At 69.8% G+C, this 13,537-nt stretch carries 2 protein-coding genes; both read right to left on the bottom strand.

Annotation, left to right across the window (positions count from 1 at the left end):
- Positions 1 to 44 precede the first annotated feature (44 nt).
- A complete protein-coding gene (locus tag ACZY1I_RS23200; protein ID WP_463757728.1) occupies positions 45 to 8,789 on the bottom strand; it encodes a PE family protein in 8,745 nt (2,914 codons plus the stop codon).
- Positions 8,790 to 9,175: 386 nt separating this feature from the next.
- Positions 9,176 to 12,721: a PPE domain-containing protein gene (locus tag ACZY1I_RS23195; RefSeq protein ID WP_463757725.1), complete on the bottom strand. Its 3,546-nt coding sequence runs from the start codon at positions 12,719 to 12,721 to the stop codon at positions 9,176 to 9,178.
- Positions 12,722 to 13,537: the final 816 nt, after the last annotated feature.

The following is a 13,537-nucleotide window of genomic DNA, read 5'->3' as shown; positions in this document are numbered from 1 at the left end:
GTGCTCGGCAACCCCGGTGAACCGGGGTTGCCGAGCACTCCGGCTCAGCCTGGTTGGCCAGCCGCGCCGATTGTGCCGCCCTTGCCTTGGCTGCCGTCGGCACCGTTGACCGAGGGAGCTTGCCCAAGACCGCCGGTACCGCCCGCACCGCCGCCGCCGCCGGTGCCGCCCAGTCCGCCCGAGCCGCCGCCGCCGCCCGCGCCCAAGGTGCCGTTGCTGTTGAGACCGGCCGCGCCACCGTTACCACCAGCGCCACCGGTACCACCGACACCGCCGGCGCCACCGGTACCACCGACACCGCCGAACCCTTGCAGGTTGTTGCTGGCGCCCGAAGCGGTGGCGCCGTTGCCGCCGTTACCTCCGACAGCGCCGGTTGCGCCGACGCCACCCTTACCGCCGTTACCGCCGATACCGCCGGTGCCCGCGTTGCCGAGCAGCGATCCGCCGTTACCGGCCGCGCCGCCGTTGCCGCCGGCGCCGCCAGTACCACCAATGGCACCTGTGCCACCAGTGCCACCGGCACCGCCATTGCCGCCCTGGGCGACTGTGCCGGTTCCGGTTTGGGCAGTGGCGGCACCGCCATCGCCGCCGTTACCGCCGGCCTGACCGGTACCGCCGCTGCCGCCTGCACCGCCCTTACCGCCGAACGCGTTGCTCGAGGTTGCGTTGGCCGTGCCGGTGCCACCCTTGCCGCCGACGCCGCCGACCGCTCCTGCGCCACCGACGCCGCCGTCACCGCCGTCGCCGCCGGTCGCGGGGCTGTTGGTGCCGCTCGAGTTGCCTGCACCGCCATTGCCGCCGCCGCCGCCGGGTGCGCCGCTGCCGCCGAACCCGCCGCCGCCGCCGTTGCCGCCGGAAACCGGAGCGTTGTTGGCGGTGGTGGCGCCGTTACCGCCACCACCACCCAGGCCACCGGTCTGGCCGGCGATACCCGAGGTGCCGGTGCCGCCGTTGCCGCCGTTGCCATTGGGGTTGGGGGCTCCGGTGCTACCCGTACCTGCCTGAGGCTGGGTGATGTTGCCGCCGGGGTTGGTACCGACCAGGCCGTCAGCGCCGTTACCGCCCTTGCCGCCGCTGCCGCCGTTGCCGACGTTGCCTGCGTTACCGCCGGCCCCGCCGCTGCCGCCCTTGCCGCCCGGAGCGGTCGCGTCTTGACCGTTGCCACCGTTGCCGCCGTTACCGCCACTGACGGGCGTGAAGCCGGCCTTGCCGGCAACGCCGTTCGTACCGCCGGATCCGGCTCCTGCAAAGCCCGCTGTCCCGGCTGCGCCGCCGTTGCCACGGTCGCCACCGTTGCCGCCGTTTGCACCGTTGGCACCAGCGGCCGCACCGTCGCCGCCGCGGCCACCGTTGCCGCCGACGCCACCGTTACCGCCGCTGCCGGAGGCACCGCCGTTGCCGGCCTTGCCTTGGGTGCCGTTAGTGGCCGTGCCCGCAGAACCGCCGTTGCCGCCGTTGCCGCCGCCGCCGCCGTCAGCGCCGTTGCCGCCATTGCCGCCGACGACGCCCAGAGCGCCTGGGTTGCCGTTGCCGCCGTTGCCGCCGGTGCCGCCGTTCATGCCGATGCCGCCGGATCCGCCGTTGCCGCCGTTACCGGAGATCGAGCCGCCGGCGGCGCCATTGCCACCGACACCACCAGAGCCGCCCTTGCCGCCTGCGGTGCCGTTCGTGCTCACGCCGCCATCAGGCCCGTTAGCGCCGGCCAGGCCGTTACCGCCGTTGCCGCCGGATCCGCCGTTACCACGGCTACCGGCCAGACCGCCGTTGCCGCCGTTGCCGCCGTTGCCGCCAGCGGTGACCGCGCTTGCCCCGGCACCGCCGTTGCCGCCGTTACCACCGGTCGTCGGCGTGGTGCCGTTCGTACCAGCGGTTCCGCCCGTCGCACCGGCACCGCCTGCAGCGCCTCCGGCGCCACCGTTACCGCCGGTACCCGGGTTGGCACCGTTGCCGCCGGCCCCACCGGACCCTGCGCCGTTACCACCGGTGCTGCCTGCGCCGCCGACGCCGCCGTCTCCGGCGAGGCCACCGTTGCCGGCGTTGCCGCCCTTGCCGCCGTTACCGGCCTTACCGAACGCTGACGCGCCGCCGGCCCCGCCGGCGCCACCGCCGCCGCCGTCACCGCCTACAGCACCGTTGCCGCCCGCGCCGCCGGACCCGCCGCCGAGGACACCGGCACCGCCGGCACCACCGAATCCGCCGGTGCCGCCATTCGCGCCGTTACCGCCGATGCCACCGGCACCACCGTTACCGGCCTTCGCGCCGCCGGCGCCACCCGCACCGGCCGCGCCGCCTGCGCCGCCAGTTTGGCCGGCGGAGCCGTTGCCACCGTTGATGCCGAGTCCGCCCGCGTTGCCGTTGGTGCCGTTGTTGCCCGCAGCGCCGTTGCCGCCGTTGCCGCCGTCACCGCCGTTGCCGTACAGACCGCCCGCACCACCGGTGCCGCCCGCACCACCGGAATTGCCCGGAGTGGTGGCGTTGGTGCCGCTGCCGCCGGCGCCGCCGTTACCGCCGCTGGTGGGCGCCGTTCCGGCAACACCGTTGGCGCCGATGGTGCCCGTGGTGCCACCCGCGTCCCCGCCGGTTCCGCCCTTGCCAGCCGTTCCCGGGTTGCCGCCGTTGCCGCCGTTACCGCCGTTACCGCCGTCGGCCGCCCCGGCTGCGCCAGCGCCACCGTTACCGGGTGCGCCGCCGTTGCCGCCGTTGCCCGCGGCGCCGCCGTTACCGTCGACGCCCTGGGGACCGAACTGCGAGTCGCCGCCCGCGCCGCCCTTGCCGCCGTTGCCGCCGACACCACCGTTGCCGCCGCTACCGCCGGCGTTGCCGTTCGCACCGGGCGTCTGGCCGGCAAAGCCGTTGGCGCCGTCACCGCCGGTGCCGCCCTTGGCGCCAATGCCGCCCTGGCCGCCGGCGCCACTGGTGCCGTTGACCGCGTCGCCGCCGGCGCCACCGGCACCACCGCTGCCGCCGGCAAGACCGTCACCGCCGGTGCCGCCGTTCGGCGTGCCCTTGCTGCCATTGGCGCCGGCGAAGCCATCGCCGCCGGAACCGCCCGCGCCGCCGTTGCCGTAGGTACCGGCGTTACCGCCGGCGCCTGCGTCGCCGCCGTTGCCACCGGCCACCGTCGCGTCGGCGCCGTCGCCGCCGAGGCCACCCGCGCCGCCGGCCTTGGAGTCGAGGCCGTTGATCCCAGCGGCACCGTTCTGCGCGCCCGGGCCGCCGGCTTGGCCGACGTTTCCGGCGCTGGCACCGGTGCCCTGGATACCGCCGTTGCCGCCGTCGCCGCCGTCGCCCGCGACTCCGGCGACGACCGCGCCGTTACCGCCGTTGCCGCCGTAGCCCGACGCGCCACCGTTACCGCCGTTACCCGCGGCCCCGCCGTTGCCGGAAGCACCTGCGTTGCCGGCTGCGGCGTTTCCGCCCAGACCGCCGGTGCCGCCGTTGCCGCCGACCGCGCCGTTGCCGCCGTTGCCGCCGTTGCCCCCGTCGACACCGTTGCCGTTGACGTCGGTGTTGCCCGCGTTGCCGTTGGCGCCGACACCGCCGTTGCCGCCGTTGCCGCCGGCGCCGCCGACGCCGCCCTCGCCACCGTTGCCTGATTCGGATCCGCCGATACCACCGGCGCCACCGCTACCGCCGTTACCCCCGGCGATGCCGGAAGTGGCGCTGCCGCCGTCGCCGCCGAATCCGACCGCCAGAGCGCCATCGGTGCCGTCTGTGCCGTTGGCGCCGCTGCCACCGGCGCCACCATGGCCGCCGTTGCCGACGATGCCGGCGTCGCCGCCCGCACCGCCGTTGCCGCCGGCACCACCCGGGGTGGTCGCGTTCGCGCCCGCACCACCGTTACCGCCGTTAGCGCCGGCGCCGTTGCCGCCCTTGGTGCCGTCGGCGCCGTTAACAGCGCCCGGGCCGCCGGCCGCACCGCCACTGCCTGCGTTGCCTCCGACGCCACGGTCGCCACCCTCGCCACCGTTGCCGCCGTTCTGGGCGACACCGCCGAAGACGGCGCCGTCGGATCCGTCGCCACCAGCGCCGGCCGCGCCGCCGGTACCGCCGCTACCGGCGTTCCCGCCGTTTGCGTCAGTGCCCTTGCTGCCGAAGGCCGAGTCACCGCCGGCTCCGCCAGCGCCGCCATTGGCACCATTACCGCCGATGCCGCCGTTACCACCGGCTCCGCCGTCGCCGCCGATTCCGGTACCGGGGTCAGTGGCGCCCAAGGCGCCGTTCGCGCCCGCTCCGCCGTTGCCGCCGCTGCCGCCGATGCCGCCTACGCCGCCATTGCCACCGTTACCGGCCTGGGCTCCACCGGCACCGCCTCGACCGCCCGTACCACCGATGCCGCCGTCCTTGCCGTCGCCGCCGTTGCCGCCAGCCTGGCCAGGAAGTGTGGGTTGGTTGCCCACCGCACCGTTCGAGCCGGTTGCGCCGTTACCGCCAGTGCCGCCGTTGCCGCCGTTGCCGACGTTGCCGCCGGCGCCACCGTTACCGGCGTTGCCGCCTGCACCACCGGGCGTGACGGCGCTGGCGCCGTTGCCGCCGGTACCGCCGTTGCCGCCGCTGGTCGGCGTGAGGCCGACCGCGCCGTTGTTGCCGTTGCTCGCACCGAGGCCACCGGCCAGACCGCCCGTTCCGGCGGCGCCACCCAGACCTTGGTTGCCGCCCTTACCGCCGTCGGCACCGTTGCCGGCATTGCCCAGGACGTCGATGCCGCCGTTGCCACCTGCGCCACCGTCACCCGGGGTACCGCCGTTGCCGCCGCTGCCGGCGTCCCCGCCGTTCCCAGCGGTACCGCTGGTGCCTTTACCGGTGGCGACACCGGCAGCACCGCCGGCGCCACCTGCGCCACCTGCGCCACCGTTTGCGCCATTACCGCCGCTGCCGCCGGCGATGCCGTTGCCGTCAATTCCGGTGTTGCCCGCGTTGCCATTGGAGCCGGATCCGCCGACGCCGCCGTTGGCGCCGAGACCACCGACGCCACCGTTACCGCCATTGCCGGCTTGCACACCGCCGGCGCCACCTGCGCCACCGGAACCACCGGAACCACCGGCCTGGCCGACCGTGCCATTACCGCCGTTCTGACCCGCACCGGGCGGCGTGATGCCGTCGATGCCGTCAGTGCCTTGGGCGCCGTTACCGCCGGCACCACCGTTCCCGCCGTTGCCGTACGTGCCGCCGTTGCCGCCGGCGCCGGCGTTCCCGCCGCTGAGGCCGGGTGTGACCGCGTTGCCGCCGTTGCCGCCGTTGCCGCCGTTGCCTCCGGCCATCGGCGAGATGCCCTTCGTACCGTCGGCACCGTCATTGGCTCCGAGCCCGCCGGCCGCGCCACCGATCCCCGCGGCACCCCCAACGCCCGGGTTGCCACCGTTGCCGCCCTGTGCGCCGTTACCGACGACACCGCCGACTTCGGCGCCACTGCCGCCGTCGCCGCCATTGCCGGGTATGCCGCCGTTGCCGCCACTGCCGGCAGCGCCGCCGTCGGCGTTGGCGCCTGCCTTACCGAAGGAAGAGCTACCTCCGAGACCGCCGGCACCGCCGTTACCGCCTGCGCCACCGTTACCGCCGCTGCCGCCGTTGCCGCCGGCCAGGCCGGCACCGGAGGGCAGAGTGATGCCCGCGTTGCCGCTCGAACCGTTGCCGCCGTTGCCGCCGTTGGAGCCGAGACCGCCGACACCACCGGCGCCACCGTCGCCCTTGACGGATCCGCCGGCGCCACCGGCGCCACCCTTACCGCCTGCGCCACCGGCCTGGCCGTTGTCGCCATCACCGCCGTCTGCACCGGGCGTGAGGGGTGTTGTTCCGTTGGCACCGTCCGCTCCGGCCAAGCCGTTGCCGCCGCGACCGCCGGCGCCACCGTTGCCGTACTCTCCCGCGGCACCACCGGCACCGCCGTCACCGCCGTTGTCGCCAGGAGTAGTGGCGTCGGCGCCGTTACCGCCGGCACCACCGTTACCGCCACTGGTCGCCTTGCCGCCTTCGAGGCCGTCCGCGCCGTTGATACCCGTCGGACCGCCAGCCGCGCCGCCCAGGCCGCCGAGACCTGCGGCACCCGGGTTGCCGCCGGCGCCGCCGGCCCCACCTGCTTGTGCATTCCCGCCGAAGACGCCGCCCAGACCGCCGGCCCCGCCGTTGCCCGGCGTTCCGCCGTCGCCGCCGCCGCCGGCGTTGCCGCCGTTACCGACCAGACCATTGGCGCCGATCAGGCTGCCGCCGCCGCCGGCTTGTCCGCCGGTACCGCCGTTGCCGCCGCCACCACCGATGCCACCGTTGCCGCCTGCGCCACCCACGGTGCCTTTCCCGGTCAAGGGGTCGGTGATACCTGCGCTGCCGTCGGCGCCGGCACCACCATTGCCGCCGATGCCACCGATACCACCAGCGCCGCCGTTACCGCCGTTGCCGAACAATGGCCCGGCAGCGCCACCGACGCCGCCACGGCCACCTGCTCCACCGAAGCCGCCGTCGCCGCCGTTACCACCGGCCTGGCTGGGACCGACAGCTGCGGTGCCTTGGGTGCCAAGTTCACCGGCAGCGCCGTTACCACCGGCGCCACCGAAGCCGCCGGAACCGGCCAGCAATCCGCCCGTGCCGCCGTTGCCACCGGCACCGCCTGCGCCGCCAGGCCCGAAGCCGTTGCTGCCGTAACCGCCCGCACCGCCGGAGCCGAGGAACACGGCGTTGCCGCCGTTACCACCATCGCCGCCAGCCCAGCCGTTACCGCCGTGACCGCCGTTGCCGATGAAGCCAGAGTCGCCGCCGCGGCCACCGACGAAGCCGTTGCCGCCGTTACCGCCGTTGCCGAAGATGTCGCCACCGACGCCACCGAAGCCGCCCGCGCTGGTGAGGCCCACGCCGGTTCCACCTGCGCCACCGTCACCGATGTATCCGGCGTTGCCACCGCGGCCACCGCCGCCGTCACCGGCACCGCCCACGCCGCCGTTACCGATCAGCCGTGCACCGCGACCGCCGACACCGCCGTGGCCGCCGCCGATGCCGACACCGCCAGCGCCGCCATTGCCGTAACCGAGGTACCCGCCGTCACCGCCGTGTCCGCCGCCGTTGCCGGTACCGCCGACACCACCGTCGCCGATGAAGAAGCCACCGTTACCACCGTTGCCGCCGACACCGGTGAGCCCGCCGGAGCCGCCGTCACCGCCGAAGCCGAACAAGACGGCGTTACCGCCGGCGCCACCGCCGGCGACACCGGCGCCACCGGGACCGCCGTTACCGATGAGCCAACCGCCCTGACCACCCGCACCGCCGACGCCGGTCGTTCCGTTGCCGCCTGCCCCACCGTTGAGGATCAGGCCCGCGTTGCCGCCGTTGCCGCCGATGGTGCCGTCGCCGCCGGTACCGGCACTGCCGAAGATGTAGCCGGCGTTGCCGCCGTTGCCACCGATTCCGGTCGTTCCGCCAGAGCCACCCGCACCGCCGAATCCGGCCAGTAAGCCCGCGTTTCCGCCGGCGCCACCGCCGGCGGCGCCACTGCCACCGTTACCGCCGTTGCCGAGAAGGAAGGCCTGACCACCGGCCGCGCCGGCCAGACCACTGCCGCCGCTACCGCCGTCGCCATAGAGGAAGCCGCCGACACCGCCGACGCCGCCGGCGCTGCCGATGCTGCCGCCGCCCGCCCCGCCGGCACCGAACAGGTACGCCGAACCGCCGTTGCCGCCGACATTGAGATTGCCCAAACCGCCGGCGCCGCCGTTACCCAGGAGCCAACCGCCGGCCCCGCCGATGCCGCCCGCGCCACCGGTCGCGCCGGCCCCGCCGATACCGCCGTTGCCGACCAGACCCGCCGCGCCGCCGGCGCCGCCGTTGATGTTGGTGGTGCCGCCGGATCCGCCGTTACCGCCGTTGCCGAGCAAGAAACCGCCAGGCCCGCCGGCTGCACCGGTGCCCGCGGCGCCGTCGATGCCGTTACCGATCAGCGCGCGCCCGAACAGCGCTTCGGTGGGCGCGTTGATCACTTCGAGCACGATCTCCCCGGCGTTGGTGCCGGTGAAGGAGCTGAATCCGGTGAAGCCCTGGTTGCCGGTGAGGCTCTGCAGGCCGGTGATCGGGTTGAGGGATGCCAGGCGCTGGAAAAGCTGAGTGAGGGCAAACGCGTCGGCGGTCGCGAAGGCTCGCGCGGTCGCGGTGACGGATGCGATGAACTGATCGAGTTGGAATGCGGGACCGCTGCTGAAGAGGTTGCGCGCGGTGTTGGTGATCGACGAGATGAACCCGTCGATATTGAAGGCGCCGACGTTGCCGACGGCGCTCAGAGCGTTACGGGCGCTGGCGCTGACGGACGCAACGAATTGGTCGATGTTGAGGGCGCCGGCGATGTTGTTGAACGCGTTCCGGATCGAGTTGATCAGGTTGGCGAGGAACGCCTCGATGTCGAATCCGCCGATGGTGGCGATGCTCGCCGCGGTAGCACCGATGGCCGTTGTCATCTGCCCGACGGCTGCGGCTTCGGCGTTGACGAAGGTGCGCACGCCGGCGTTCAGGCTGCCGAACAGCTGGTCGATGTTGAACGCTTCAGCGGTGGCGTAGGTCCCCGCGCCAGCACCCAGGGTGCTCACGAACTGCTCGTGGAACCGTGCGGCTTGGGCTGCGATGGCCTGGTACTCCTGGCCCTGTGTGCCGAACAGCTTCGCAATGGCAACAGACACCTCGTCGGCGGCTGCGGCGGCCACGTTTGTGGTGGGCGAGGCCGCCGCGGCGTACGCATTGTTAAGCGCCGCAGAGAGTTCGGAGAGGTCAGTAGTTGCTAAGACGAGTGCGTCGTTTACCGCGACCAAGTAGGACATGGCACCTCGGATTCCCTAGAAGTTAAGCCTGGTGGGCGAGCTGATCAGTGGTTATTGGGCATGTGTGGAACAAGAAAGGGATGCGGAAATGCCAAGACCAAACCGTCTTAGATCCGTGCAAAGCGAGTCTCATGACGCTCCTGCAGCGCGTTGAGGGGGTGGCAGACTCGATAGCTATTCAAGATGTATTGCTGAGGCACAACGGGTTTCGGTGTCTGCCCGTCAAGCGCATGCAATTCGCTTTTTTCGAACTCGGGCATCGCCTACTTCGGCCGGGCGCTCTGGGCCCGCTCGGCATCGGAAGGTGGCGGCGCCGGAGAAGCCCTGCGGCGTGGTGTTCACGCTCGCCGCAGGTCCCATCCGGTCGCCCGGCACGACCCGGCCCATTACGGTCCGACACCTTGGAACAGAAGGCCGGACAGCTTGGAGCCGATGTTGCCGATACCGGAGGTGAAGGCGGCAGTGACGGCGTCCAGCGAGCTGATGTTGCCGAAGCCCGAGAGCGTGTTGCCCACATTGTTGATGCCCGAGATCAGCGCGCCGGAGTTGCCGATGCCCGAGCTCCCCTGGCTTCCGGTTGACGTATTGAAGAAGCCCGAGTTGCCGCTGCCGCTGTTGAACAACCCCGAGGAATCGAAGGCAGTCACGCTCGTCGTGCCAATGCTTGTCAGCTGAGTCGGCAACGAGCCAAGCAGTCGGAGCTGCAGCGGACCGATCACGCCTCCCAGGTCGATCGGGCCGGTGATGGTGATCTGCGGGACCTGGATGGGTCCGATCGTGCCGCCGATCTCTAGTGGGAACGCGAGAATCTGGATTGTCGGCGTGGTGATCGGTCCAATCGAGCCGAGGATTCCCAGCGGGAACGCCAGCACGTTGATCTCCGGCGTGACGATGGGTCCGATTGTTCCGCCGAGGGTCAGCGGGAACGTCAGGATGTCGATCTCCGGCGTGACGATCGGCCCGACGGTGCCGGCGATGCTCAGCGGGAACCTGCCGAGCGTGATCGGCGGCGTGGAGATCGGGCCGATTGTGCCGTTGATGCCCAGTGGGATCGGGTTGATCGTGATCGGGTCGATCTTGATCGGTCCGACGTCGCCCAGGATGCTCAGCGGGATCGGGTCGATGAGGATCTCCGGTGTGACGATCGGTCCGACGGTGCCGAGAATGCCCAGCGGGATCGGGTCGAGGGTGATCGCCGGGGTGACGATCGGTCCGACAGTGCCGAGGATCCCCAGCGGGATCGGGTCGAGGGTGATCGCCGGGGTGACGATGGGTCCGATGTTGCCGAGAATGGACAGCGGGATCGGGTCGATGTGGATCGTCGGGGTGATGATCGGGCCGATTTGACCTTGCAGGCCCAGCGGAATGACCGGGATCGGGATCGGCGGTGTACTGATCGGGCCGATGGTGCCGACGATGTTGAGCGGAATCTCCGGCAGGTTGATCGGCTGGGTGGTGATAGCCCCGATGGCGAATGGATCGATGTTCAATTCGAAGGCATTGATTGTGAATGAATCGATATCGATGGGGCCGATGGTGATCGGGTTCAGGTTGATGTCGAATGGCTGAATAAAGATCGGCAAGGTGCCACCGGAAATGTGAAGCTCTATCGGGTCGGCTTGATAGATGTAAATCTGCGATAGGTCAATCGGTCCGCCACTGCCGTCACCCAACCCGATCAGACCGATGTTCAAGTCGAACTCGGGAATCTGGCCGCCGACATTGATCCGACCGATACCGCCTGTGACATTAATCCCTAAGCCGATCGGGTTGATCGTGATGCCACCAACCGTGCCGGTGATCGGCCCGGTGCTGAATTGCTGGATGTGGATCCCCGGAATGGTGATGGGTCCGACAGTGCCGTGGATGCCGCCGGGGAAGCCCAGTGCATTGGCAGCGACGACGAATGGGTTGACGGTGATCGACGGGACCGTGAACGGCCCGACAGTGCCGACGATGGGACCGATGGGGAACTCGGTGATGGTGATAGGAGGCACGGTGAAGCCGCCCACCGTGCCGCCGATGTCCAGCGGGAACGGCATGATCGTGATCGGCGCAATGTTGATTCCGCCGACGGTGCCGGTGAGGTCCAGTGGGAACGGCAGGATCTCGATGGGGTTGATGGTGATCGGGCCGACCAGGCCGTCGAGGTTCAGCGGGAACGGCATGATCTCGATCGGGTTGATCGTGATCGGGCCGACCAGGCCGTCGAGGTTCAGCGGGAACGGCTCGATCGTCAGGGGCGCGATACGGATCGGGCCGACCAGGCCATCGAGAGCCAGCGGGATCGAGCCGATGGTGATCGGCGGAGTGGTGATCGGTCCCACGGTGCCGCCGAGTGCCAGCGGGAACGGGAGAATGTTGATCGGGTCGATGGTGATCGGCCCGATGTCGCCGCCGAGGGCCAACGGGAACGGCAGGATCTCGATCGGCGGTACGACGATAGGGCCGATGGTGCCGGCGATGTTCAACGGGAACTGGCCGATGGTGATCGGCGGGATGGTGATGGGGCCGACGGTGCCGGCAAGGTTCAGCGGGAACGCGTCGACGGTGAACGGCGGAATGATCAGCGGGCCGATCGTGCCGCCGAGGTTGATCGGGAACGGGAGAATGTCGATGGGCCCGAGCACGAGTGGGCCGAGGGTGCCACCCAGTGTGATCGGGAACGCGTCGATCGAGAGGAGAAGCGGGCCACCCGGCCCGCCGGCACCGAACAGCTGGTTGATGCCGTTTCCGGTAGCGAATAAGCCGGTGTTGAGGTTGCCGGTGTTGAACAGGCCCGTGTTGATGTCACCGACGTTGATCGCGCCGGTGTTGACGTTCCCGACGTTGAAGAGGCCGGTGGAGTAATTCCCGGCGTTCGCCAGGCCAGTGCTGGCAAGTCCGGCGTTGAAGATGCCGGTGTTGGCCGTGCCCGCGTTGAACAAGCCGGTGTTGTAGCTACCCGAGTTGCCGATACCGAAGTTTCCGGTGCCGGAGTTAAACAAGCCGAAGTTGCCGTTGCCGGTGTTGAGCCCGCCGATACCGAACTGGTTGTTGCCGGTGAGGCCGATGCCGATATTGCCGTTACCGGTGTTCCCGAAGCCGATGTTCGAGTTACCGAAGTTGGCGATGCCGTTGTTGTAATTACCCGTGTTGGCGAATCCCTGGTTGCCGATGCCGACCAGCGAGTCAATGCCGGCGTTGCCGAAACCAAAGTTTGAATTGCCGATGTTGGCGAAGCCGAAGTTGGAACTACCCAGGTTGCCGATGCCGAAGTTGCCGCCACCCAGGTTGCCCGCACCGATGTTGTTATCACCGATGTTTGCAAAACCGAGATTGAGGCTACCCACGTTGGCGCCGCCAATGTTGATGAGGCTTGTCTTGGTCGACTCCGCGGTGGCCGCAGCGTTTGTCCCCAGGCCGGCAAGGCCCTGCAGGGAGAGGTTGAAGTTTGTCAGTTGCGACACGACTGCCGAAACCTCGGCGTGGTAGCCGAACATCGCGGCCACGTCCTGGGCCCACATCTGCTCGTACTGAGCCTCGGTTGCCGCGATCGCGGGGGCGTTCAGACCGAAGATGTTCGACATCACCAGCGACACGACCTCGGCCCGGTTCGCGGCGACGAGCGACGGATGGACCGTCGCTGCCAGAGTCGCCTCGAACGCGCCGGCAGCGTAGCGCGCTTGGCCTGCGGTCAGCAGCGCCTGAGATCCCGCTTCTGCCAACCAGACGACGTACGGGGAGGCCGCACCAGCCATAGCAATTGAAGCCGGGCCCTGCCAGGACGCGGCCGCCAATCCGGCGGTGACGGACCCAAAGGACTCGGCCGCCGAACCCAACTCAGCGGCTAAGCCGTCCCATGCCGCAGCCGCGGCCAGCATCGACCCCGGGCCGGCGCCCATGAACAGTCGCGCTGAGTTGATTTCGGGTGGTAGCACCGAAAAGTTCATTACTCCAACCTTTCTCAGGTGCTATGCAAACCAGTTCACACAGGCCAGGCGGTCGACCCGAACGACCGCCCTGGACCTGGGTGTGATCGAGCTCTCCTGGCACCAGTCTGGAATGGCAGCATGCCGCACAAATTGACAGACATAGACACCGCCTGGCGATCGTTATAGAAAAGTGACCTCGTGTAAAGGGGCTGTACAGACCTGTTTGACGTGTCGGAGTACGTAGGCGTCGAAAGTGGATGATCCGCTGAAGGGGTCATTAGTTTGCTGATTTGCCGAGCGTGGTTGGGCTTTAACCGATGCCGGCCTGGGCGACTTAAAAACTTCTCCGTGTCCAGGATGATCGGCTGCGCTGGGCCCAATTGCTGAAGGTTGTTGAACGGCGTTGGATCTCGGCGGTTGCGCGTTCGATCGTGCGTGATCGAAATCAAGCCAATTAGCTTGCGCTACAACAGATTTATAGGAAATGCCCTGGACGCACCGGTCGCGCTCCGGGTGTACAGACGGTCCACCTTCGGAAGATGGGGAAGCCGGTCAAGGCGGAATTTCGAAGCTGGATTTGCGGAATGAGGGGTAACATCCGGCTAGCTCAAGGCTCTGCCTGGGCAGATAGAAGACCGGATCCGAGTTTGCTCGCCCATGTTGTTGCACAGGGATAGTACCAAAATTCTGGGACGGCTGCATATTTGCGACGTGGATGAATTGTATCGGTGTGGTTACGTTGGCGTCGTTATAAAGGCTCTTTCGCCTGCCTTGCTCCACTGTCTCCCGGTTCTGTCTACCAGGTAGACCGCGACGCGTCCGCCGAGCCTCGCG

It is taken from the genome of Mycobacterium sp. IDUB_37, assembly GCF_055419245.1.
This window is presented reverse-complemented; position numbering and strand designations above follow the sequence as displayed.

Excerpts from the sequence above, each read along its gene's own strand:
- ACZY1I_RS23195 (WP_463757725.1), bottom strand. The coding sequence starts at position 12,721 with ATGAACTTTTCGGTGCTACCACCCGAAATCAACTCAGCGCGACTGTTC.
- ACZY1I_RS23200 (WP_463757728.1), bottom strand. The coding sequence starts at position 8,789 with ATGTCCTACTTGGTCGCGGTAAACGACGCACTCGTCTTAGCAACTACT.